Genomic DNA, 26,136 nt, shown 5'->3' with positions numbered 1-26,136 from the left:
TAGTGGTAATAATTTTATCAATTCCATTGACTAACAGATCATTATCCGATGCTTAATGAACTTTTATCCCCCATCCTTGCTTCTGCATTAAATCTCGTTAGTCAGAAGTTATTATCTTTCACCACCGATAATCAATTCGACGAAAAACTAATTTTAACTTTCGGTAACGCTATCAACACCGAATCTTATCTACAGTTATGGACAAATGGTGAATATAATATCGAGCCACTCATCGAAATTATCAGTCGCAGTCAGTTACAAGGGGCTAACGGTTCTTTTTCCAAAGATAACGGGAAAATTTATCTAGCAGAAGAATATTTAGCTACAAACATTAATAATCTTGAGTCGATCGCAAGTGTGATATTGGAAGAATATGGGCATTACTTAGACTTTATCATCAATGGCGATAATGATAGCGCAGGAGATGAAGGAGAGATTTTTTCCGCCTTAGTGCGAGGTGTCAATCTCAGTGCCAAAAATTTACAGCAATTACAGACTCAAAATGACTTTTCCACCATTTTCATTGATGGGCAATATCTGTCCGTAGAAAATTCCACCCCCACTGTTAGCTTGACTCCCCCCATCTTTAATACGGTAGAAGAAATCGATCAAACAAGAAGTCTCTATTATTACTTTAATCGCAGTACAGATAATATAACAACTCCTCTCACCATTTATGTTACTGTGGGTGGCACTGCTATCTTTAATCAGGATTATTTTCTGGATACTCCGGGGGGGAGAGTACAGAGTTTGTCGGGTTCAACATTGGTTATAACCTTTCCTGGCTATGTTTCAAATGTTCAGTTGATTTTGTCTCCTAACCCAGATTTCCAAGCAGAGCTAAATGAAACCGTTATTCTAACATTACAACCCCATTCCAGTTATAGCATCAGTGGTTCGGGAACAACCTCAGTGAGCATTATTGATGATGATGTAGCAGGTTTAAAAATTGCTCCAACTCCGGGCAACAGCAGTAGTAATTCAAGTCATGTATTATTGTCAGATAATTTCACCGCCGTAGGTAATCCCACCACCACCGATCTCAGCTACAATCTCGCACCCCGACAAAATGGTTCTCTGCCCCCAATTAATTGGGTAGCCACTGGGAATGTGGAAATAGGGAATGCCAGTCCTAATATCGATTCTGGTAATTATTTACTGATGAGAAATGGTGCGATCGCCGCCCTAGACTACAATTTCAATGGAGCAGTGGCTGAAGGGGGATTAAAATTTAGTTTCTCCCTTACTCCCAATCCTGAAAGAATCAATCAGTGGAGCGTGTCAGGAGGTTTTAGCTTAGGCTTATCCTCTGCTAACAAAAACGCCTCTTTCAACTCCGGCGTACCCCATTTTGGGATTATACTTCGTAGCGATGGCGTTATTCAAGCCTTTGACGGCGGTCAAGCTCTTTATGGAGCTTATCAAAATTGGGCAAGTTTAAGTTCAGGATTTGCAGGGGAATCGGCTTCCCTTTCCGTTCTTTTAACCGATCCTACAGACAACAATCCTTTCGATGGTATTGGTCAAACCAACATTGACATTTACAAAGATAATTCTCTGATTTATAGCTATGTTAAAGGTAATGGTGGCTATAGCGACAATTATGTTAACTTTAGTTCAGCCACTGCCCCGAGTAGTTCCCCTACTTCAACGGCAGCGGGGCTAGATAATCTTAAAATAGAGCAATTAGGAGAGATTTTAACCGTTTTTGAAGGGGGTGCAACAGATAGCTATACCGTCATTTTAAATACTAAACCCACGGCTAATGTTGTGGTAAACCTCAATGGAGGCTCTCAATTAAGAACCAATGTCAGTACCCTGATTTTTACTCCCGATAACTGGAATGTGGCACAAACTGTCACCGTATCGGCCTTCGCCGATGGTATTGCCGAAGGTTCTCATCTGGGAACTATTAACGCCACCGCTACCAGTAGCGATCCCGCTTATAACGGTCTTGTAATTCAGCCCATAGTTACAAAGATAGACACTAACGAAGCCCCCTTCGGAGTTAGCTTAAGTAACGAACTAAGTCTAATTGCCGAAAATACCAATACCGCAAGCCCCATTAAAGTTGCCGATCTTACCATTATTGATGATGGATTAGGAGTCAATAACCTCACCTTGACAGGAAGCGATGCTAATATCTTTGAAATTAAGAACAATAGTTTATATATTAAAAGTAATACGCTTTTTGACTATGAAAACAAGAATACTTATAACGTCTCTGTTGTAGTTGATGATCCCACAGTTGGTACAACTCAAGATGCGTTAAACACCTTCACCCTAAATATTGGCGATATACAAGAACCCGACACCACCGAAGTCAGCAACCTCAATGACAGTGGAGAGGGTAGTTTACGTCAGGCAATTCTATTCGCTAATGCGAATCCAGGGGCAGATACCATTACCTTTGTCGGCCCTGTTTTTAGTGATAACACTCCTGATACTATTTATCTGTTATCGATGTTGCCTATTATTACCGACGATCTTACTATTATCGGTACAGGAATAGATAAACTCACCATTAGTGGCGATGCCAACAAGAATGGTATCAACGATGCAGGGGATTCTCGTATTTTCTTTGTCAATCAAGGCAATATTTCCATCTCTGATCTTACCTTAGCTGAAGGACGAGCCAAAGGAGGAGATGGTGCTGACGGTGGTGGCGGTGGTGCTGGTATGGGAGGTGCATTGTTCATCAATGGGCTATACAATGGTGCATCTGTCACAACGAATGTCACCCTTACCAATGTGAATTTTACCAAAAATCAGGCGATCGGCGGTAGAGGTGGCACGATATTATATGACGGAAGTTTTAATGACATAGGTGGCGGCGGAGGCGGCGGTGGCTTCTCCGGTAATGGAGGCAAGATTGGATTTTATGAGTCTTTTCGTCCGCAGGGTTATTTTAGATTTTTTGGCGATGGGGGAGGAGGCGGAGGAGGCTTCTTTGGTGATGGTGGTATGGGTAGTTACAACGGAGGCGGAGGCGGCGGGGGCTACTCTGGTGATGGGGGAAATAGTGTTGATTACAATTTAGGTATTGCTGCTAGTGGAGATGGTGGTGTTGGTGGATTAGGCACGGGGACTCCCTTTGGTGGTTCTTCTGCTACCAATGGGGGGGGATTCACTGACCCTAATAGCGGTGGTGTCGGTGGTGGTGGCGGTGGTGCTTACCTTTTTTATACTGATGGTTATAGTTATTTTCCTTCTCTTTCCACAGGTGGTATTGGCGGTATCGGTGGCGGTGGTGGCGGTGGTAGTCACAACAATGATAATGACTTCAGTGCAGGTTCTCACGGTGGTAGGGCAGGAGATTTTGGCGGTGGCGGTGGCGGTGGCGGCGGTGACGACTTCTCTGGTACTGGCGGTAGTGGTGGCTTTGCTGGTGGCGGTGGCGGTGGCGGTGCTCGTGGCGGTGGCGGTGGTGGTGGCTTCGGCGGTGGCGGTGGCAGTGGCGGAGGAAACGGTGGCTTCGGCGGTGGCAGAGGTGACAGTGGTACTTTTGGCAGTGGCAGTAGCTTCTCTTTCCCCTATTCTTTTGGTGGAGGTGGTGCTGGACTGGGAGGAGCTATCTTTGTTAGAACGGGCAACCTAAACCTTAACAACGTCGATTTTTCTAACAATAATGCTATCGGTGGTGCAAGTGACGGAAATGACGGGCAAGGTATTGGTGGTGCTATTTTTGCCGTTGGCACAGCTTTAGGCTCTCAAGCAGGTGTTTCTACACCAGCGACGGTAACTTATAACAATATCAGTTTTGATAATAATACGAGTAGCACCAATAGTCCGAATACTTATGGTCTTTTCTTTGCTACTAATGATACTACTAATGCTAGAGAAGCAGGAAACTTCAATAACAATGTACTCGGTATCAATCCGACAGGCAACGTTCTCGCTAATGATACCGATACCAATAACAGCTATACCGATCTAAGAGTTATCTCCGTCAGGACAGGAGAAATAGCGGGACAGGGTACAGAGAAAACCTTGGGAACTCCGATCGAGGGTAATTATGGCACTTTCACTCTTAACAGTGATGGTTCTTATAGTTATGTTGTCGATAATAACAATCCTGACGTACAAGCCTTAAACATAGGAGATACTCTTACGGAGAGTTTTAATTATACCGTTGAGAATGTTCCCGATGGGCGAACTGATAAGGCAAAATTTGTCATAACCATCGATGGAGTCAATGATAAACCGATCTTACCTTCGATCGCTCCTATTGCTTTCAGCGAAACGAGTGCCTATGACATCTTCAACCCCATTTCTGGCACTCTACTGGGAATTGATCCTGATGGTGGGTTAACACAACTGACTTATGGTATTGCCGGGAAAACGGCATCTGGTGGCATGACTACCGTTAATGGAGCTTACGGAGTTTTGAGCATCAATACTTCAACGGGAGATTATACCTATACCCCTAATGCTTCGGCAATTAATGCCCTTCAAGAAGATGCGATCGATTATTTCAACTTCACCGTTTCTGATGGAGATTTAAGTAAAGATTTTTCCAGCGTTTCTCTGCTGTCAGAGAATTTTGAGATTTCTAGTTTCTTCTCCGTTTTAGATAGATACAATCCTAATTACAAACTTTCTTTAGGAAGACAAAGTGGCCCTCTCGCTCTAACTAATTGGAGTAATTCAGGAGAGACTTATTCTGCAAGCGGCTATGTCACTGTTCGGAATGGGACAACAGCACTCGATCGCAACTTTAATAATGATAATTCCGAAGACAATCTTCAGATCAGTTTCGATCTATCACCATTAATCAACAGTGAATTTGGTACTACCTCCAGTGATTGGGGAGGTATTAGTCTCGGACTTTCTGCCACTGACAAAAACGCATCTATTAATTCTGCTGTACCACACTTTGGCATTCTCTTTAGAAAAAATGGTGAAATGCAGGTTTTTGATGGTAATAAGGACATAACCGCGTTATTCCCCAATAGCACTTGGGGCATTCAGGCAACTAATTACACTTTCTCTAACTTTACACTGCAATTAAGCGATCCCACCGATGATAATCCTTTTAATGGGATTGGACAAACTAATATTGATGTTTATGCGAATAACAATCTGATCTATCACTATATTAAGAGGGATGGTGGCTATAGCGACAACTATATTAACTTTGCTAGTAGTAGTCGTACTGGATCGGGACTAGACAACGTAGTTATAAGCAAACCAAACACTATCATCACTAGACAAAATAGTCAACCTTTCATCGTTAATTTGCAGGGAACTAATGACTATCCCACAGACTTGTCCTTAAATTCAAGTGCAGTTAATGAAAACGTTACGACCTTGACTACCGTGGGAACGTTTAATACTGTTGATCCGGATAATAATACCCTGTTCACTTATAGCCTAGTGGAAGGGGTTGGCTCTGATGATAACAGTTATTTTACTGTTAATGGCAATCAACTAAAAATTAATAGTTCTCCAAACTTTGAAAGTAAATCTAGCTACCGTATTCGAGTCAAAACTACTGATCAAGGGGGTTTATCTTTTGAAAAAGAATTAACTATTACGATTAATGATCTTAATGAAACTCCTACAAACCTAGATATTAGCCTTAGTAACGTTGATGAAAATGTAGTAGCAAATACAGTTATTGGTAGTTTTACCACTATAGATGAGGATGCAAATAATACTTTTAGCTATAGCCTCGTAACAGGTACGGGATCAGATGACAATAATGCTTTTAGTATTATTAACGGTAATCAATTACAGATTAAAAATTCACCTAACTTTGAAAGCAAATCTAGTTATAAAATTCGGGTAAAAACTACCGATCAAAATGGTTTATTTTATAAAAAAGCTCTGACGATTACGATTAATGATGTTAATGAAGCCCCAACAAATTTAATTCTGAATGCTGTTACTGTTAATGAAAATGTCCCAGATAATACGATCGTGGGGAGTTTTAGCACCACAGATAGCGATTCAAACAATACCTTTACCTATAGCCTAGTAACAGGTACAGGATCAGATGACAATAATGCTTTTAGTATTGTTAATGACAATCAGTTACAGATTAATAGTTCTCCAGATTTTGAATTGAAGTCTAGTTATAAGATTCGAGTTAAAACTGAAGATCAAGATGGATTGAGCTATGAGAAAGAATTGATTATTAGTATTAATGATCTGAATGAAACCCCGACAGATTTAACTCTGAATGTCAGTAATATTGATGAAAATATTTCGCCAAATACAGTTATTGGGAACTTTGGCACGATCGATCAAGATAATAACAATACTTTTACTTATGAAATCCTTGATAGTAACGATGGTTCAGAAATCCTCTTTTCTGACAATTTTATCGCTCCGAGTAACCCCAATACTTACGATATAAACTATAATCTTAACCAAAGACAAGGTGGTACTTTTGCTCAAACTAATTGGGTAGGGAATGGCAATACTCAGGTAGGAAATAATACGGCGAATATCGACTCAGGGAATTATCTAATAACTGCGTTTGGTGGTACAGCAGCACTCGATCGCAACTTTAATAATGATAATTCACAGGGAGGACTTACGATCGCCTTTGATCTTGCCCCTAACTCAACAGGAAATGGGGATCAAAATGTTTGGGGGGGCATTAGTCTAGGACTTTCTGCTAATGACAAAAATGCTAGTATCGATTCTGCTGTGGCACATTTTGGCATTCTATTTCGAGGTAATGGTGGCATACAAGCCTTTGATGGCAATACGAATGTAACTGGTTCTTACAGCAACTGGGGCGGTACGGGAAATGATGGCACACTTCATCCTTTTACTATACAATTAACCGATCCCACTGACAGCAATCCCTTTGATGGTGTCGGGCAAACCAATATTGATGTTTATGCTGACAATTCCCTGATTTATCACTATGTTAAGGGCAATGGAGGCTATAGCCAAAATTATCTCAACTTTACCAGTTCTTTTATTTCTGGTGTAGATAACCTAGTAATCAGCAGAATGGGTTTATTTAGCATCACTGGAAATCAACTCAAAATTAATAGTTCTCCCAACTTTGAAGCCCAGTCTAACTATACCATTCGAGTCAGAAGCACTGATCAAGATGGTTTGTCCGCAGAAAAGGATTTTGTGATTAATGTCAACGATGTCAATGAAACTCCCATAGACATAACTCTTAGTTCCACGAGGGTTGATGAAAATGTAGCTGAAAGTACGATCGTTGGTGACTTTAATTCGATCGATCCTGATAGTAATAACACCTTTAGTTATAGCTTAGTAACAGGTGATGGTTCTGATGATAACGATGTTTTTAGTATTATCAATGGCAACCAGTTACAGATTAATACTTCTCCCAACTTTGAGGGTAAATCAAGTTATAGCATTCGAGTTAGAACGATCGATCAGGATGGTTTATTTCTGGAGAAAGTGCTGACGATTAATGTTAATGATCTGAATGAAACTCCCACAGACATAACTCTTAGTTCGACAACGGTTAATGAAAACATCCCCACAAATACCGTTGTTGCTAGTTTGAGTAATAATGATCCTGATGCTAATAATACCTTCAGTTATAGCTTAGTAACGGGTACTGGTTCAGAGAATAACGATATTTTTACTATTATCAATGGGAATCAATTACTGATTAATCATTCTCCCAACTTTGAAACTAAACCCAGTTATAGCATTCGAGTTAAAACTACAGATCAAGATGGTTTATTTACCGAGAAAGTATTTACTATTAATGTTAATAATCTTAATGAACCTGCCTCAGACTTATTGCTTAGTTCGACAAGGATTGATGAAAATGTAGCGGGAAGTACGATCGTTGGTGACTTTAATAGCATTGCTAATGATACAAATGATACTTTTAGCTATAGCTTAGTAACGGGCATAGGTTCAAATGATAACAACGCTTTTAGTATTATTAATGGTAACCAGTTAAAGATTAATACTTCTCCCAACTTTGAAACCAAACCCAGTTATAGCATTCGAGTTAGAACTACAGATCAGGATGGTTTATTTCTGGACAAGGTATTCACTATCAATGTTAATGATCTCAATGAAAGTGCCACAGATATTTCTCTTAGTTCGACAACGGTTAATGAAAACATCCCCTCCAATACAGTGGTTGGTAGTTTTAGTAATAACGATCCCGATGCCAATAATACGTTTAGCTATAGCTTAGTAACCGGTGATGGTTCAGAGGATAATGGTGTTTTTAGTATTATCAATGGTAATCAGTTGCAGATTAATCATTCTCCTAACTTTGAAACCAAACCCAGTTATAGCATTCGAGTGAAAACCTCAGATCAAGATGGACTGAGTTATGAGAAAGAATTGATTATTAGTATTAATGATCTTAACGAAGTTCCCACAGATTTAAACCTGAGCGTCAGTAGTATTGATAAAAATATTCTCCTCAATACAATTATTGGCGACTTGACTACCACCGATGAGGATAGTAACAATACCTTTACCTATAGCTTAGTTGCAGGTGGTGGATTAGAAACTCTTTTGGCGGACGATTTTTACGTTGCAGGAATCTCTCTATACGAAACATTGAATCTCGATTACAATATCACCCAGAGACAAAGCGGTTCTCTTACTCCAACCAGTTGGATCGGTAATGGTAGCGCTTTGGTTGGGGATTTTACCCTTTCTAATATTGACTCTGCTAATCATCTTTTCCTCGCTGTGGGTGCTACGGCGTCGATCGATCGCAACTTTAATAATGATGATTCTGAAGGAGGGCTTCGCATATCTTTTGATTTAGCTCCCACCTTAGATATGTCGGCTAGTCTAGGGTATCCGAGAGACATCAATACATGGGGAAGCATTAGTCTCGGACTTTCTGCTAACGATAAAAATGCCAGTATCGGTTCTGCCGTGCCACACTTTGGCATTCTCTTTAAAGGGGATGGTACGATTCAAGCCTTTGATGGTAGCACTGATGTTACTGGTTCTTACGGTACTTGGGGGGGCATAGTTACTGACGATCGACTTAACCCTATTACATTAGAACTAAGTGATCCCACCGATGATAACCCTTTTGACGGCGTAGGACAAACAAATATTGATGTTTATGTCAACAACTCATTGATATATCACTATGTGAAGGAAAATGGTGGCTATAGCGAAAACTACTTCAATTTCAGCAGTTCTTATTTTTCTGTAGTGGATAACCTAGTGGTTCAAAAAAGAGGTTTATTTGGTATTAGTGGAAATCAACTTATAATGAATCGCCCTCTAGGTTCGGATGTAGAATCCAGTTACGATATTCGAGTGAGAACCACAGATCAAAACGGTTTATATTTTGAAAAAGACTTAACCATTAATGTTGATGGTATTAACGAAGCACCTACTAACCTGAACCTCAGCAACAATGTTGTCATGGAAAACGTTGCTACGGGAAGTTCGATCGGTATTTTATCGACGATCGATCCCAATGAGGATGACACCTTTACCTACGAACTCGTAAGCGGTGAGGGTGATACCGATAACGATCGTTTCAGCATTATCAACAATAACCAGTTAAGCATTAACCTTTCTCCTGATTACGAAACTAAAAATGAATATAGCGTTCGGGTGCGGACAACGGATCAAGATAATTTAAGCTATGAGCAAACCTTTGTTATTAACATTACCGATATTAACGAAGCACCCACCATCACCTCATCTGATACCGTCTTCGTGGATGAAAATATTACTACCACTACCGTAATTTATCAGGGAACGGCAACAGACCCCGATAACAACACTCCCTATAATACAATTACTTGGAGTTTAGAAGGTAGTGATGCTTCCCTGTTTAACATCAATAGCTCTAATGGTGAGGTTACTTTCGTCAATAGCCCAGATTTTGAAAACCCAGAGGATGCAGATAGTAATAACATTTACAACATTACTGTCAAAGTTCAGAATGAGAGCCTTAGTGTTACTCAAGATGTGGTAATTACATTAACAGACGTAAATGAAGCACCTACCATCACCTCATCTGATAACGTCTCCGTGAATGAGAATATTACTAACACCACCGTAGTTTATCAGGGAACGGCAACAGACCCCGATAACAACACTCCCTATAATACAATTACTTGGAGTTTAGAAGGTAGCGATGCTTCCCTGTTTAACATCAATAGCTCTAATGGTGAGGTTACTTTCATCGATAGCCCAGATTTTGAAAACCCAGAGGATGTAGATAGCAATAACATTTACAACATTACTGTCAAAGTTCAGAATGAGAGCCTTAGTGTTACTCAAGATGTGGTAATTACATTAACAGACGTAAATGAAGCACCTACCATCACCTCATCTGATAACGTCTCCGTGGATGAGAATATTACTACCACCACCGTAGTTTATCAGGGAACGGCAACCGATCCAGATAACAACGCTCCTTATAATACAATTACTTGGAGTTTAGACGGAACAGATGCTAGTCACTTTATGATTGATTCAATTACTGGAGCGGTTAATTTTAAAGTTTCTCCCGACTTTGAAACTAAAAATACTTATGACATTGACGTAATTGCTACGGATGGTGGTTCATTGTTAGATACTTCAAAAATAACCATGAATATCAATGATGTTAACGAGGCTCCTTTGTTGATTAATGCTATTGGAGTTCAAAATACTTTAGAGCAAGTCGAGTTTAATTTTACTGTTCCGGTGAATACCTTTAGCGATCCTGAAGCTGATATTCTTACCTATAGTGCGACTTTAGCCGATGGAAGTAATCTTCCGGCTTGGTTAAGTTTTAATACTAATACTTTTAGCGGTAAAGCACCAGCTAGTGGCACTATTTCTGTGAAGGTAACGGCAACGGATACAAGATTTTTATCGGTAAGTAATACTTTTGAACTGGTAATTAACCCATTGCAAACTTTGGTAGTTAACTCTACGGGGGGCAATGATACTGTTGTGGGTGGAATGGGATTCAATATCATTGATGGTGCTGGGGGACATGACTCTATCACGGGGAATGCGATGGAAGATACTCTCAGGGGAGGTAGTGGTAACGATCTTCTCGATGGTGGTGGCGGTAACGATCTTCTCGATGGTGGTGGCGGTAATGATCTTCTAAAGGGTGATAATGGTAATGATACTCTTTTAGGCGGTAGCGGTAATGATACTCTTGTGGGCGGTATGGGTAATGATACTTTGACAGGGGGTAGTGGTGCTGACTATTTCCGTTTTAATTCTCCTAGTGAGGGCATCAATACTATTACCGATTTTAAGGTAGGAGAAGATTCGATCGTCCTTCAAGGTAGTTCTTTTAGTTTACCTTTAGGAGAGTTGAGTTCAAGTCAATTTATCATCGGTGCTAGTGCGAGTATGGAAGCTCATCGTTTAATCTACGATCAAAATAATGGTAATTTATTCTTTGATTACAATGGTGTTAGTGATAATGGACAGATACAGATTGCTGTCTTAAAGCCTCGATTGGCATTAACAAATAAATTTTTTATCGTTATCTAAATATTCACTGGAAACATTGGGTTTATTTGATGATGGGCAATCTTCAAATAATAAGTACAAATAAATTACCTGAGTAAGCTATAAAAAAATGATGAAGATCAGGAGAGAAGGGGGGAAAATGACTAAAAACTCTTGTATTGCCTCAGTTTGACATAAGATTGTCGAGTTTGGGTATTGGGGTGTTGGGGGAGAAATTTGGAATCATCAAAAGATCAATGATTACTCTTACAGTCTGATTTTTCTAGGATTTTTTTCGTCAAATTCAGGTAGTAAAAAGTTAAAGTGCCTGTTTGAATCAAACTTCTCCATTTTCACTCATTTATAGGGAAGTTATTTACAATGGATATAATAATAGTATCATAGATTCCAAATGGGTTCTATATCTCTGGTCTCAGTCTTGCTATAAGTTTTGTGGTTTATTCAAAAACTCGATCGACGTAAGGTATTAATAGTTTTAACAGTAAAATCTGCCACTTCTTTTATTTCTTCGATCGTATTGAAACGTCCAATGCCAAAACGTAAGGAAGCCTTTGCTAAACTATCACAATGTCCTAATGCTTTTAATACATGAGAAGGTTTTGTGGAGGTAGAAGAACAAGCAGATCCTGATGATAGAGCTATCTTTGATTGTAAGGCTAATAATAATGCTGAACCATCAACTCCGTCAATGCTTATATTCAAATTTCCTGCTAATCGTTGCTGTAAATCTCCATTAAGGTATATTCCCTCTAATTGGTTCAATTTTTGCCATAAATAATCTCTTAACTGTTTTTGTCGTTGATTTTCTGTGTCTATCTCTTGTAAGGCTATTTGAACTGCTTGTGCAAAACCGACAATCTGCGGTGTACATAGTGTACCCGATCGAAACCCCCTTTCTTGTCCTCCCCCTTGAATTTGAGATGCTAATTTTACTCTAGGACTTTTTCGTCTAACATATAATGCACCAATACCTTTAATACCATGAATTTTATGAGCCGTTAAAGACATTAAGTCCACATTCATTTTTTGCACATCTAAAGGAATTTTTCCGATAGCTTGGGCAGAATCAGTATGGAAAATAACCTCTTTTTCACGACAAATCGCTCCAATTTGTTTAATATTTTGGATCACTCCTATTTCATTATTTGCTGTCATTACTGATACTAAAATAGTATTCGATCGAATATTTTGAGCCAGTAAATCTAAGTCTAATAAACCATTTTTTTCGACAGGTAAGAAAGTAATCTCAAATCCTAAAGTTTGTAAATATTCACAAGGTTCGATAACCGCTTTATGTTCTGTTTGTACCGTGATAATATGTTGTCCTTTAGAAAAATAAGCCTCTGCTATGCCTTTTATCGCTAAATTATTTGCTTCCGTTGCACCACTGGTAAAAATAATCTCCGCCTCTTCTGCATTAATAGCTTGAGCAATGATACTTCTAGCTTGTTTTATCCCCGTTTCTGCCTCCCAACCATAAAGATGAGCATTACTGGAGGGATTGCCATAATATTCCGTAAAATAAGGCATCATTGCCGATAAAACACGAGGATCAATTTTTGTAGTAGCATGATTGTCTAAATAAATAGGTCGATCGATCATAAGTAACTAATAATTGAGATTACGGAAAACAAAATATTGTACATTGAAAGTATTAGGTTTTAAATAATTAGAGTCTGCTTAATTAATCATAAAGCTATAAAATGAATGGTTGTAACCGATTATATTGGTCAAAAAAGCCATCGATTTTAGCAAATTTTAATCGAAAACTCAGCATTTCTTCACTTACTTTTCTTTGAAACAAGTGTATATTGATACAAATACTCAACCTGACAGCCTTTATTTTTTCGTATTTAACCTGATGCCTAACATCTTTTCTTTAAATTAGTTTATTCTGCCTAACATCAGCTAATAATAAAAAATCCCTAATTTGTAATTCTTAATTTGTAATTCCTAATTTCTATTATCGGTTATTATTATAATCAAAGACTCAAATAGACAATTTAGTTTTTAGTTTGTGGGAGTAAAGACTATGGATAATGCAAATAATGAAAGGATTGTTGGCTATTTTATCGAGGAAGCAAAAGAACATTTAGAAACGATCGAAAAAGGTATTTTAGACTTATCCTCGGCGGTTAACGATGAAGAAAGTATAAATGAACTATTTAGGGCCGCTCATTCCATCAAAGGAGGTGCCGCTATGTTAAACTTTAATAGTATTGCAAAAACCGCTCACCGTCTGGAAGATGCTTTTAAAATACTTAGAGATGATCCTATTCAAACTGATCAAACTTTAGAAAGTCTTTTCCTTAAAGCCTACGATATTCTACAGGATTTATTGGAGCGTTTGCAAGGGCCTCTTGGTTTATCGGAAGAAGAGGGAGAACAAATTATGGAAGCGGCTGAGCCACATTTTGTAGAATTACAGAATTATATTCAGCAATTAGCCGACGGGGAAATTCCCACTGCTACTCATGTTACTTCCGCATCGGTAAGAAGTTCAAGTCCGTCTCTCACCGCTATTCCTAGTGATGAAATTGTTCTTCAAGTCAGACAAATATTACAAAAAATGTTGGTTATATTCAAACAAGATCCCACTCCAAATAATCGACAACAATTACAAACTATTTGTGATAAATTAAGTCAAATTGCCCCCGTCGAAAATGGTTGGCAAAATTTAATTAAATGTGCAAAACAGGCTATTGGTAATCCAAAGCATTCTTATCGTTTATTAGCACCTGTAATTATTAAAGAAGTCAAACTGGCAGGAGATTGTTTAGAAGTAGGTAAGGGTTCAGAAATTGCTCCCTCTCAGGGATTAGAACAATTAGCCTATTCCAAATTACCTCAAGTTTTAATTACTGTCGATCCTAGTGTAGCGGCAGAAACTATTACTAAAATATTTAATAGAGAACAAATTTCTGCGTTAGTTAATTTACTACAAGCAACCCATTAAATAGTTAATAATTGTTAATTGAGATGTTGCCTTTTTTTAGAGATTTTTTTCATCAATATAACTTCTATTTACAACCTTTTTATTTTGTGATAGCTTGGGGACTTTTTGGCTTATTAATTTTGAGTTTAGTAACAACTATTAGGGATATAGGAAAAAGTACTAAAACCATGCACCAAATTCCTTGTACGGAATGCTCTTATTTTACTAACAATTATTACCTCAAATGTACCCTAAGACCTTCTATTGCGAACACTGAATTAGCGATCGACTGTCCTGATTTTATGATCAGAAAAAGTTAAAATAAATATTATTGATTATCGGCGATAAATCTTAGATAGTCGATTTTAATTATTCAATTACAAACATAAATTTTATTTTAAGAATATGAATAGTTTTCTTCATCTCAACAACTATATACTGTTAAGTAGTATCACGATCGTTAATACTATAACTTCTATTAATTTAGCTCATAGTTCTCCTTTGTGTTATTTAATTGATGCCAATGGAAATCAAGTCAATCTTAGTTTTGTTTGTACTACTCCTGCTTCATCATCAGACACAGACACTACTAATTCTACCGTTAAAACTCCTCCCCCTCCAACGGCTAATAATATTCCTGTTACCCCCAATACAACAACGACTTCTCCCCCATCATCTACTCAAAATGTGACAACTCCTGAGACAAATAAAACTCCATCTTCTTCTCCCACTCCGTCATCTTCTCCGAGACGCACAATTCCTTTAATTCAAAATAAATAAATTACTCAAACTAACAATTCTCAGCAACTAAATTATTTGTCAATTTTGTTAAATAAATCTTGTTTATTTTCTGTTATTATTGTTGTTAATAACACTGCTAAAAATCTCGATCAATTAATTCAAAATATTGTCAATCAGTGTCAATTATTGGGAAAATATGAAATTATTTTAATTAATAATCTTTATAAGAATAAAAAAAATATCTCTATTTTCAATACTGTCAAAAATTATCAAAATATCTCCATCATCGAGGGAAATTTTAATACAGTTTATCAAAAAATATTAAAGGATTCGATCGGAGAATTTTTGATTTTTACTACTACAGAAGCTCAACCAGAGAAAAACTGGTTACAAAATATAATGAAACCTTTTGAAGATCCTCAAATTCATGTAGTAGGAGGGCAGATTGAACAATTGAAAGTAAATAATATTATTCTCAAGTTTTATAATTTTATCAAAAATATACTTTATAAAAACAAGATAAAATGGACAGATATTTATGATAATCAAATAAGTAATCTTGCTATTAAAAAAGAATTTTTAAAACGACAAAAAATATTAAATTTATCTAATTTGAATCAACAAAAAATAAACTTTTATTATCGTATTTTAAGGGAAGTTGAAGCAGAAATAACTTACAATCCTTCTGCGATGGTTTATCAAATCAAATAATCTAATTTTTATAGTCAAAAAATAACTATATTATTCCTAAATCATTTGTGAGAATTTTAGATATTTTTAATTATTAAATTCTAATATCTATACTAACTCAAATATTTGCGAGAAATTTCTACAATACGATGAGATGCTTTACCATCTCCAAAAGGATTGATGGCTTCTGCCATTTGTTGATAATTGTTTTTATTTCCCAGTAAATCACTAGCTGATGATAAAATTTGATACGATCGAGTTCCGATTAATTTTGCCGTTCCCGCCGTGACAGCTTCTGGTCTTTCAGTGGTTTCTCGTAAAACTAAGACAGGTTTTCCTAAACTGGGGGCTTCTTCCTGTAAACCTCCAGAATCAGTTAAAAGTAAATAACTACGCTGAATTGCGCCTACTAATTCTTCATAATCTAAAGGTTCAGTTAAAAATACTCTCTCATGAGATCCTAATTCTTTTTGTAATGGTTCACGCACGATCGGATTACGATGTAAAGGTAATAAAATAGCCGTATCAGGAAATTTAGCTAAGACTAATCTTAAACCAGCGATGATGTCTTTTAAGGGTTCGCCCCAATTTTCTCGACGATGGACTGTTACTAATAATACTCGATATTTTTCCCAGTCTAAACCCTTAATGTCACAAGATGGTTTTTTTTCTGCTACAGACAACAAAGCATCAATAACAGTATTTCCCGTTAAATGAATTTCCCCTGTTACTCCTGATTTATGTAAGTTTTCTACAGCTAAAGTAGTGGGAGCAAAATGAAGTTGACTTATTTGGGAAATTAAACGACGATTGGCTTCTTCCGGAAAAGGATTATATATGTTATCTGTTCGTAGTCCAGCTTCTACATGGCCCACAGGAATTTGTTGATAAAAAGCGGCTAAAGAAGCGGAAAAAGCGGTAGTAGTATCTCCTTGACTAATTACGAGATTAGGGTTGATGTCTTGAAAAATTTTTTCTAATCCTTGTAAACTACGACAAGTAATATCACTTAAACTCTGCTTAGATTGCATGATGTCTAAGTCAACGGTGGCACTCAAATTAAATAATTTCATTACTTGGCTAACCATTTCTCGGTGTTGCCCTGTTAAAATGACTTTGGTGTCAAAATCTTTGGCTTCTTGAAAGCACTTAATGACAGGAGCTAATTTAATGGCTTCTGGACGAGTTCCCAGTGTTATACAAACAAGTTTTTTGGTTTGACTCATGAATTGAGTATAGATAATGAGTAATAATAATTCTTTTGCCTTTTCTCCATTGTCAGTTGTCCATTGTTAATTGTCAATTATCCATACCAATATCTTCTTCTAAATCTGATCCTTGGGCGGCATGGAAGGCAAGACGATCGCATCTTTCGTTTTCTTTATTGCCAGAATGTCCTCTTACCCAAATAAAATTAACTTGATGTTGATTACATAATTGTAATAATATTTGCCAGAGATCTGGATTTTTGGCTTTTTCTTTGCCATTGCGTCGCCAATTATTTTTCTGCCATTTTTTTGCCCAACCTTTACTAATAGCATTAACCACATATTGAGAATCCGTATAGATGTTAACACGGCAAGGTTTTTTTAAGGCTTCTAACCCTTTAATCACCGCTAAAATTTCCATACGATTATTGGTAGTTCGTTCAAATCCTCCCGATAATTCTTTACGGTTATCTCCTGCCAATAAAACCACACCATAACCTCCGGGGCCTGGATTATTTAAACAAGAACCATCAGTGTAGATTTCTACTTGTGGTAATTGATCATTCATTATTTTTTTTGCCCGATAGAAGGTTATTAGGTAGTTTTTGGAATAAATCTCTCATCCCTTGATCATAATTAGATGCGATCGCCAATAAAGCACCACCAAAAATGTACAAGGGTAGAGGTAAGAAGAAATCTTTTAGCCACAAGACAAATTGAGCTAAGACAAAAATTATTAAAAAACTCACAAATAAAACTTTCATTTTCACTCCTCACAATATTAGAGATGACGAGACTAGAGGATTAAGAGAAATATATTTCATTTCTGAATTTCTCATAGTTAATTCTCTATTATCTATTGTCAATCAAAAAGACGACATACTCCTTGTAAAATCCCTTGAATTTCCACTTGATCAACAGGTGCAGTAATAGGTTCATAATTGGGATTAGAGGCTTTTAAGATAACTTTATCTTCAGAAAAATAGACTCTTTTTAAAGTTGTACCTTGTCCATCAACTCTAGCCGCCACAATGTCTCCTTCTTTTACTTCATTTTGATCAGAAATCGATCGCATGATAACATAATCCCCCTCGGTGATATTATCATTTATCATACTATCTCCAATTACTTGTAAAGCAAAACAGGTAGATTCATTGAACATTGAAGCAAGATCGAGTTTTTCTTGTTCATCGGTAAAAGGTTCGACTAATCCTCCCGCAGTGATTTTTCCTTGTAAAGTCAATCCTTGAGTATAGTTTTTTAAAATTTTAAGAGTTCGTGCTTGTCCTTCAGACCAATCAATATAACCTTTATTGCGCATTTTTTCCAAGCGACTTTGAATAGGTGCTGGCGATCGCAAATTCATAGCCTTCATCATCTCTCGAATAGAAGGAGAGTGTTTATTTGTCTGAATATATTGAATTAACCATTCATACAGTTGTTTTTGAGCAGGAGTTAAGTTTTCCATGATTTATTCACCGATTAAGGAATTAATTGTCATTATTAATAATAATTTAACTTAGAACACTCGTACTAAGCAACTATTTAGACAAATTTGTTAACTTTATTCATGATTTTTGTGGAGATGTTTGATTAAAGTTTCTTGACTTAAAGCAGTTTTGAGATGTTGCCAAGGTAAAATTTCATCTAATGCCCAGTGATCATGTACATAATATTCTAAGGGGGGAAGTTCTCCTTTTAATTCTTTGAATGCTCGTTTATAACTCCCTAAACTATCTCCATAATTACGAGTTAATTCTAATAACTTACTTAAACGTCGATCGCCTCTGGATATTAAAGCCTGAATTACTGACCAACTATAACTTTCGGGACGAAAATCAACCCCAATTTTTCGTAAATTTTTCTCTAAATACTGCAATCTTTTTTTGCTCTCAGAATTAACTCCGAACCATTGAAAAGGAGTATGAGACTTTGGGACAAAAGTACTGCATCCGAGAGTTACTTTTAATTTGGGTGCAACTTTTTTGACTTGTCCCATCATATCAATAGTAGCATCAATATCTAATAAATCTTCTTCAGGTAAACCCACCATACCATAAAATTTTATCGCTTTTAAGCCTCCTGCTTCAGCATTAATAGCGGCTTGGATGATTTCTTCATTTTCGAGCTTTTTATTGATTAATTGTCTAATTTTAGCAGATCCACTTTCAATCGCAATAGTTATCGATCGAGTATCTCGTTTTTTAAGAAATTTTGCCAGTTTTTCTGTAACGGTATTTGTTCTTACGGATGCAATACTAACTCTGACATCATCAAATTTTGCTTGGGATAAATAGTCAATTAAAGTATCAAATTCAGGATGTTGGGTAACGGATGCCCCTAATAAACCTAGACGATTGGTAACAGTTAAACCCCTTTCAATAGCAGGAATTAAAGAAGCCTCTAAACTAGCGGTACGAAATGGTAAGGTAAGATAACTAGCCAAGCAGAAACGACACATTTCAGGGCAACTTCTGACGACTTCCACCATATAAATATTTTCCCAGGCGGCTTTTTCTGTCACAACGGTAGAAGCTGATAAAACATTTCCCCTATAGGTTTGTTTTTCTACACTATCAGGAATTTGGTTATTAATAGGTTTAATATCTTCAATTTTACCATCGTTTTGTTTATAGTTAATGTGATATAAACTGGGGATATAAATACCTTCTGTTTGAGCTAAATAAGTTAATTTTTCTTCTCTATTTGCTTGTCTAATTTCTTGATAACGATCGATAAAATTACCGACTAAATTTTCACCATCACCTAATAAAATAATATCAAAAAAATCGGCAAAAGGTTCAGGATTAGCTGTAAAAACAGGGCCACCACCAAAAACTAAAGGATGATTTTCATTACGATCTCTAGCATAAATCGGAACATTTAAAGACTCCAATAAATTAAGAATATTAACATAATCTAATTCCCAAGAAAAAGAAAATCCTACTAATTCAGAATTACGAGGTAAATTTTCATGAATATCTGTAAATAAACGACTTACACTAACATCATTTCTCAAGGAAAAATTAGCCCAAACTAATTGATAACCTAAGCTAGTGATACCCACAGTATATTCATTTGGAAAAGCAAAAATTAAGGGGATAGGATTAAGATTTTTTTGTACAGGGGTAAATAATAGCTTTTCTTGGGCAAAAAGATTCATATAATTATTTGGAACAGAATTAATTACATCATTAATAGAGGTACATATTTATTATAAAGCATTTCTTTATCTACTAATCTAAAATCTATAAAAGTTGCATTTTTTCCATCGTGATTATTTATCTCTCGCAAAGAGGCAAAGACACAAAGGATAGGATTATTCAATTGGTTTGATTTAAGCAAGTCAAATTTTCGATGAATTAAAGTGAAAATGGGGAAATTTTTTAACCTTATTCTCACTAGAGATACTAAATGGATGTTAATTTAGCCTAATACTTTATCACCTAATACCTTTTTTTTAGGAATAATTTATCATACTCAAAGTAAGAGAGTCTTATTTATTACTTAATCAATTATTATGCCGATTTATTTATATTGGGGTGAAGATGATTTTGCCATGAATCAAGCAATTACTACCCTTAAAGAAGATAACCTCGATCGAGATTGGATTCAGTTCAATTTTGACAAATTTGTCGGCGATAAGGAAGATTCTATTCTTTCTGCCTTAATGCAAGTCATGACTCCTCCTTTTGGTAGTGGCGATCGAATTGTATGGTTATTTGAGACTAATATATTTCAAAGTTGCTCGGAGGAATTATTAACTCAATTACAACGTACAATTACTCAGATACCAGACAATACTCATTTTTTATTAACTAGCAGCAAAAAGCCTGATGCACGAATAAAAAGTACTAAGTTAATTAATAAATATGCAAAGGTTGTTGAGTTTGCCTTAATTTCTCCTTGGCAGACGGAAATTTTAATTAAAAAAGTAGAAGAAGTTGCCCAAGAAAAACAAATTAATTTAACTCCTTCTGCTATTAAAATTTTAGCTAGTTGTGTCGGTAATGATAGCCGTTTATTGTGGCAAGAATTAGAAAAGTTAGCAATTTATCAAGGAAATAATAAACAACCAATTGATGAAGAAACTGTTAAAAGTTTAGTTAATGTTAGCACTCAAAATAGTTTACAATTAGCCCAAGCAATTCTCGACCGCAATATTCCTTCTGCCTTAGAATTAGTTACAGATTTAATTACCCTAAATGAACCAGCATTAAGAATAGTTGCCACTTTAGTTGGACAATTTCGCACTTGGGCAATAGTAAAAACTATGATAGAATCAGGAGAAAAAGATGAGAAAAAAATTGCAGAATCTGCGGATATAAGTAACCCTAAAAGAATCTATTTTTTAAAACAAGAAATCAAGAATCGATCGAGCAAAGAATTGTTATCTAGCTTACCTATTTTACTTGAATTAGAAGCCGGTTTAAAATTAGGTGCTGATCCTTTAAATATATTAGAAACAAAAATTATTGAGTTGTGCAATGTTTGATTTAATTAACCGCAAAAAACTTAAAGTATTAACATTATCTATAATATCTTTAATTATATTTATTTTAGTAGAAAATTTACAACACAATTTAACCAATTCAAAAGTCATAGCACAAGATAATTTTTCTCCCGAAATTAAACAAATAATTAACGAATATAAACCCATACAACCCCCTAGAGGCGATGTAAGATTATTAGTAATAAGTGATCTAAATAGTGCTTATGGTTCAACAGAATACGATGAAGAAGTGCATTTAGCCTTAAAAATGCTTCCCTTTTGGCAACCAGATCTAATATTATGTAGTGGTGACATGGTAGCAGGACAAAATCCCTCTTTAACTCCCTCTGAAATACGCGCCATGTGGAAGGCTTTTGACAGACAAATTGCTCAACCTATTCGCAACTTAAATATTCCCTTTGGTTTTACCATTGGAAATCATGATGCTTCTGCCGCCTTTGGAGTAGATAAGAAAAAATTTCTCTTTCAACAAGAAAGAGATTTAGCTGTAGAATATTGGCAAAATCTTACTCATAACACAGGAGTTAAATTTGTTGATCGAACTCTTTTTCCATTTTATTATACCTTTGAACAACAAGGAATTTTCTTTTTAGTATGGGATGGTTCAGCTAGTCATATCCCCCCTGATAAACTCGCATGGGTAGAAAAAAGTCTCTCATCCACAACTGCTAAAACAGCAAAAATGAGAGTCCTTATTGGACATTTGCCACTATATGCAGTTTCCGAAGGTAGAGACTATCCCGGAGAAGTATTAAATAATGCGGATAATCTCAGAAGTTTACTAGAAAAGTATAATGTACATACTTATATAAGTGGTCATCATCACGCCTACTACCCTGCCCATAAAGGTAATTTACAACTATTACATACAGGTGCTTTAGGATCAGGAGCAAGAATGTTACTAGATACTACGATCGCACCTAAGAAAACAATTACAGTAATTGATGTTAATTTTGATGATAAAAAGTTAACTACTTATCACACTTATAATATGGCAAATTTTCAATTAATTAACTATGAAGAATTACCCACATTTATTAAAGGACATAATGGTATAATTTATCGCCGAGATATAACACCTCCATCAGACACAAAATTTATTAACTAAAGTAATTGATGATTTTTTTATCGATTTCAGCTCATTATCTATGCTTAAAATTATAATAAAACATTAGATAAAACTTGTTTTGTAATATTTATTGTTTGCTCGTATGTAGTGCATTGACAGTATTTGCAAAGTACTAACTTTACTATATTATTGGGATTATTAATAAGATTATTAAATTGTACTTTAATAAAAAACTATGGAAATTCAAACAGGAGAATACTGGATTAAAAAACTAAACTTACAAAAGCATCCTGAAGGAGGATATTTTCGAGAAACTTATCGTTGTCAAGATATTATTAATCAAGATAAATTGTTAACAAGATATGATGGTTTAAGAAATTCTAGTACAGCTATTTATTATCTTTTATCAGGAGAAGAATTTTCTGCTTTTCATAAATTAAAAAGTGATGAAATTTTCCATTTTTATAGTGGTTCAACTTTAATAGTTCATCTTATTAGTGAAAATGGTGAATATAAGCAAATTAAACTAGGACAAAATCCTGATAAAAATGAAATTTTACAGTTAGTTATTCCTTCTGGTTGTTGGTTTGCTTCCCATGTTAGTCAACCTGAATCTTACAGTTTAATTGGTTGTACAGTATCTCCGGGATTTGATTTTGCAGATTTTACTTTAGGAAATAGAGAAGAATTAATTAAATTATATCCCCATCATAGCAACATTATTACTGAGTTAACCCATGATTAATATAATGTATTGATTGACAGAAAAAACATGATTAATTTATAATAATCAAAATATAATGAAAGTATAAAATCATTAATAATAAATTGAGATAAAATAAAACTCATAACTATAAAAAGGATTAAAAAATATGGATGGAAATTATCAAAATTATATAAATAGAGTTGTACAAATGACTCTGCCTTCTAACCATAAACAACAATTAAAAAATATTCAGTCCTCTCCTAAATTTATCAATGGCAAACCAGTAGAATTTCCCGGATATAGTGTTATTACCCCACCCTATGGAGAAGAAAATTATAATCAAGAATTTTATCAAAATTTAAAATTGATCGAAGATCAATTAATAGAGAAATTAGATCCTAATTTTTTCTTGGGCTTACCTTCAGAAAGTTTTCATTTAACCTTAGCAGATTTAATCTGGGAAACAACTTATATTAGTGCAGTGAAAGAAAATCCAGATTTTGATAATTTATTAATTTCGGAAATGTCTAAAATTTTTAAAGAATATGAATTTAGTTTAGGTGATATTCAATCTTTAGAATTAGAAGTTTTAGGTATCTCTATTTTTCCTAGAGCGATCACCGTATGCCTTGCACCTAGTGAAAATAGTTATGAACCTATTATTAAATTGCGTCAATTAATCTATCAAAATGAACAAATAATGAAGCTAGGAATTGAACAACACTACGATTTTGCAGCTCATGTTACTTTAGGATATTTTCACAAAGTAGATGAGAATATTGATTTAGATAAAATAGAATCTATAATTAAAGAAATTAATGATTTATGGATAGAAAATCCTGCACCTACTTTTAATTTAAAACAATTTGAATTAAGAAAATTTACTGATATGATTAACTATATTCGTGAACCAGATTGGGCAACAATTAAACTGAATTAATCATTGGTAATTGATGGTTAACAATTAATAACAAATACCTTGATAAAAAATGAATTCTTATAATAAATAAGATAGGTAAAAAAGTTTTAATTTTCTATTACATTATCCTTTTTTTTATTAGTTAAAATTTTGCAGAATTTAACAAATCCTATTATTGAAAAAAGTTTTGCTATTATTGATCAAATTGTTGGGGAACATGATCTCAATCCTTTAGATTACAATATTGTTCGTCGCATTATTCACACTACAGCTGACTTTGATTTTTTACATCTGCTTCAATGTAGTCCTAATGCCATTAATATTGCGATCGAGTTATTAAAAACCAAGACACCGATAATAACTGATGTGAGCATGGTAAAAGAAGGCATCTGTAACATGGTAGCGAAAACCCATCAAAATGAGATTATTGTGGCAGTAAAACAGGTAAAACAGTCTGAAAATGGACAAACTTTGACAGAAACAGGCTTATTGCAATGCACTCAAAAGTATCCTCACGGCATCTATGTTATTGGAAATGCTCCTACAGCTTTAATTGCTTTATGTAAACAATGCGAGGGACAAAAAATTAAACCTTCTTTAGTAATTGGTACACCTGTAGGATTTGTATCAGTATTAGAATCAAAGGCGTATTTAGCTAGGCTTAATATTCCTCAGATACAAATTATCGGTAATAAAGGAGGCTCAACCGTCGCCGCAGCTATTATCAACGCTTTAATCGTCATGTCAGTAAAGGATATTAGATAAATTTAACTTAACAATTAATGAAGTAAAAGACCTATATTTTTTATTTTAAAAAGGAGGAAATAAACGGCGAAAACCGTGTATTAAAACTATGATTAAGAAGATTAAATTTCTAGGTAATATCCACCACCAATCATAATTAATGGGAATATTTTTTGAATACTTATGATTAATATTTTCTGTTAATTTGTGGGCAATTTTGACTAATAAATTAGTATTTCTGGGAAAATCAACGATTTTTTCTCGCCATTGTCTAGGAATTTTTGATTCTCCTATTGTTACCCCACATAATGCTCCTGTAATTGCCCCTGTTGTATCTGTGTCTCCTCCACAATTAAATACGGCTTCTAAAGCATCTCGAAAATTGTCAAAATGTTGATACCAAGCATAAATTGCGATCGGTACAGTTTTATAAACATAACCTGATATGCCTTTTTCTTGTCCAATTAAATCTGCAAATTCTAATACGGATAAATCTTGTTTTAAACCATAAATAATTTGATTGACTAAATTTAGCCATTCTTGATCATCATTTTCTACTAATCTTAAAATAGCTTCTAATTTATCAATATCTGGAAGTTCTTTTAAGTTTTCTTTGATAATCCATGCGGTAATATAAGCGATCGCTTTTGCACCAATTAAAGCACGAGGATCACTATGAGTTATTCTAGTAGATAACGTCAGAAAACTATCTAATTTGGGCTGATTATAAGCAAAATAAGCCCCTATGATGCTCGATCGCATTGCTGCACCATTTCCTGCAGAATAAACTCCACTTTTATCAGGAGAAAATCCTAACCAAAGTCTGATAATAGATTTTAATGTGGCTAAACCAACTCCCGCAGGTAACGACAACAACCACCATTTAAGACACCAAGAGAATCGTTGAATAAAAATTTCCTCAGAATCACCACAGGCTAAAAGACATTGAGCGACAAAGATAGTATGCTCTGTATCATCGCTAATCATACCGTAGCCAAAGATTAATCTTTGATGCCATTTTTGTCGAAAAATTCTATTATTACGTTTTTTGGATATTCCTTCAGCGGGTAAACCAACAGAATCGCCAACGGCTGTACCGATTAAAAGTCCTATTATTCGATCGAGTAACGTTACTTCTTGATGAATCATTTAAAATGTTTAGGGATAAAAGACAAAGAGATATT

17 protein-coding genes are annotated in these 26,136 nt (G+C 35.4%); 10 read left to right on the top strand and 7 right to left on the bottom strand.

All coding sequences use genetic code 11. The annotated features are described in order from the left end of the window. The first annotated feature begins 48 nt into the window (after positions 1-48). On the top strand, positions 49-11,448 hold the full coding sequence (locus GM3709_RS20470; protein ID WP_066119155.1) for a cadherin domain-containing protein: 11,400 nt from the start codon (positions 49-51) through the stop codon (positions 11,446-11,448). Positions 11,449-11,868: 420 nt separating this feature from the next. Here GM3709_RS20470 and GM3709_RS10835 read toward each other — a convergent pair whose 3' ends face one another. Then, on the bottom strand, positions 11,869-13,029 hold the full coding sequence (locus GM3709_RS10835; protein WP_066119152.1) for a cysteine desulfurase family protein: 1,161 nt from the start codon (positions 13,027-13,029) through the stop codon (positions 11,869-11,871). A gap of 430 nt (positions 13,030-13,459) precedes the next feature. Between GM3709_RS10835 and GM3709_RS10830 the strand changes: the two genes are divergently transcribed. The 4 genes from GM3709_RS10830 to GM3709_RS10815 all read left to right on the top strand — a co-directional run bounded on the left by GM3709_RS10830 (position 13,460) and on the right by GM3709_RS10815 (position 15,814). Continuing rightward, positions 13,460-14,383, top strand: coding sequence for an Hpt domain-containing protein (locus GM3709_RS10830; RefSeq protein WP_066119146.1), 924 nt, complete (start codon positions 13,460-13,462; stop codon positions 14,381-14,383). Between the two features lie 23 nt (positions 14,384-14,406). Continuing rightward, the gene (locus tag GM3709_RS10825) at positions 14,407-14,682 is read left to right on the top strand and encodes a hypothetical protein (protein ID WP_066119143.1); all 276 of its coding nucleotides are present in this window, start codon (positions 14,407-14,409) and stop codon (positions 14,680-14,682) included. 85 nt (positions 14,683-14,767) lie between these two features. Then, a complete protein-coding gene (locus tag GM3709_RS10820) occupies positions 14,768-15,142 on the top strand; it encodes a hypothetical protein (protein WP_066119141.1) in 375 nt (124 codons plus the stop codon). A 45-nt stretch (positions 15,143-15,187) separates the two neighbouring features. After that, positions 15,188-15,814, top strand: a complete 627-nt coding sequence (locus GM3709_RS10815; protein ID WP_066119136.1) for a glycosyltransferase family 2 protein — start codon at positions 15,188-15,190, stop codon at positions 15,812-15,814. A 92-nt stretch (positions 15,815-15,906) separates the two neighbouring features. On the opposite strand, the gene wecB is transcribed toward GM3709_RS10815, so the two are convergent. From wecB to GM3709_RS10790, 5 genes are all read right to left on the bottom strand, one after another. Next, the gene (wecB, locus tag GM3709_RS10810; protein ID WP_066119133.1) at positions 15,907-17,019 is read right to left on the bottom strand and encodes a non-hydrolyzing UDP-N-acetylglucosamine 2-epimerase; all 1,113 of its coding nucleotides are present in this window, start codon (positions 17,017-17,019) and stop codon (positions 15,907-15,909) included. 73 nt (positions 17,020-17,092) lie between these two features. Beyond that, the gene (gene rnhA / locus GM3709_RS10805; protein WP_066119130.1) at positions 17,093-17,569 is read right to left on the bottom strand and encodes a ribonuclease HI; all 477 of its coding nucleotides are present in this window, start codon (positions 17,567-17,569) and stop codon (positions 17,093-17,095) included. After that, on the bottom strand, positions 17,562-17,765 hold the full coding sequence (locus tag GM3709_RS10800; RefSeq protein ID WP_066119128.1) for a hypothetical protein: 204 nt from the start codon (positions 17,763-17,765) through the stop codon (positions 17,562-17,564). Before GM3709_RS10800 ends, rnhA begins: the two co-directional genes overlap by 8 nt. 98 nt (positions 17,766-17,863) lie before the next feature. Beyond that, complete coding sequence (lexA, locus tag GM3709_RS10795) at positions 17,864-18,469, bottom strand: transcriptional repressor LexA (protein WP_066119125.1); 606 nt, start codon at positions 18,467-18,469, stop codon at positions 17,864-17,866. A 96-nt stretch (positions 18,470-18,565) separates the two neighbouring features. Beyond that, the gene (locus GM3709_RS10790) at positions 18,566-20,164 is read right to left on the bottom strand and encodes a radical SAM protein (protein WP_066119122.1); all 1,599 of its coding nucleotides are present in this window, start codon (positions 20,162-20,164) and stop codon (positions 18,566-18,568) included. 357 nt (positions 20,165-20,521) lie between these two features. Here GM3709_RS10790 and holA point away from each other — a divergent pair, with 357 nt between their 5' ends. The 5 genes from holA (at position 20,522) to GM3709_RS10765 (ending at position 24,973) form a co-directional block, all read left to right on the top strand. Then, positions 20,522-21,496: a DNA polymerase III subunit delta gene (gene holA / locus GM3709_RS10785; RefSeq protein WP_066119119.1), complete on the top strand. Its 975-nt coding sequence runs from the start codon at positions 20,522-20,524 to the stop codon at positions 21,494-21,496. Further along, entirely contained in the window at positions 21,489-22,622 is a 1,134-nt protein-coding gene (locus GM3709_RS10780) for a metallophosphoesterase (protein WP_066119117.1), read from the top strand. The genes holA and GM3709_RS10780 overlap by 8 nt, the downstream gene beginning before the upstream one ends. Before the next feature lie 196 nt (positions 22,623-22,818). Continuing rightward, positions 22,819-23,328 (top strand): cupin domain-containing protein, encoded by a 510-nt coding sequence (locus tag GM3709_RS10775; protein WP_066119115.1) that lies wholly within the window; start codon positions 22,819-22,821, stop codon positions 23,326-23,328. A gap of 127 nt (positions 23,329-23,455) precedes the next feature. Beyond that, the gene (locus GM3709_RS10770) at positions 23,456-24,229 is read left to right on the top strand and encodes a hypothetical protein (protein ID WP_066119112.1); all 774 of its coding nucleotides are present in this window, start codon (positions 23,456-23,458) and stop codon (positions 24,227-24,229) included. A 129-nt stretch (positions 24,230-24,358) separates the two neighbouring features. Then, positions 24,359-24,973: a precorrin-8X methylmutase gene (locus GM3709_RS10765; RefSeq protein WP_396229682.1), complete on the top strand. Its 615-nt coding sequence runs from the start codon at positions 24,359-24,361 to the stop codon at positions 24,971-24,973. A gap of 45 nt (positions 24,974-25,018) precedes the next feature. Here the strand turns inward: GM3709_RS10765 and GM3709_RS10760 are convergent, their stop codons facing one another. Continuing rightward, positions 25,019-26,101 (bottom strand): ADP-ribosylglycohydrolase family protein, encoded by a 1,083-nt coding sequence (locus GM3709_RS10760; protein ID WP_066119106.1) that lies wholly within the window; start codon positions 26,099-26,101, stop codon positions 25,019-25,021. Positions 26,102-26,136: the final 35 nt, after the last annotated feature.

Origin of the sequence: Geminocystis sp. NIES-3709 (assembly GCF_001548115.1) — a bacterium.
In the GTDB taxonomy this organism is placed as follows: Bacteria; Cyanobacteriota; Cyanobacteriia; order Cyanobacteriales; family Cyanobacteriaceae; genus Geminocystis.
Note: the sequence above shows the minus strand (reverse complement) of the source record. Positions and strands in the feature narration are given on the sequence as shown.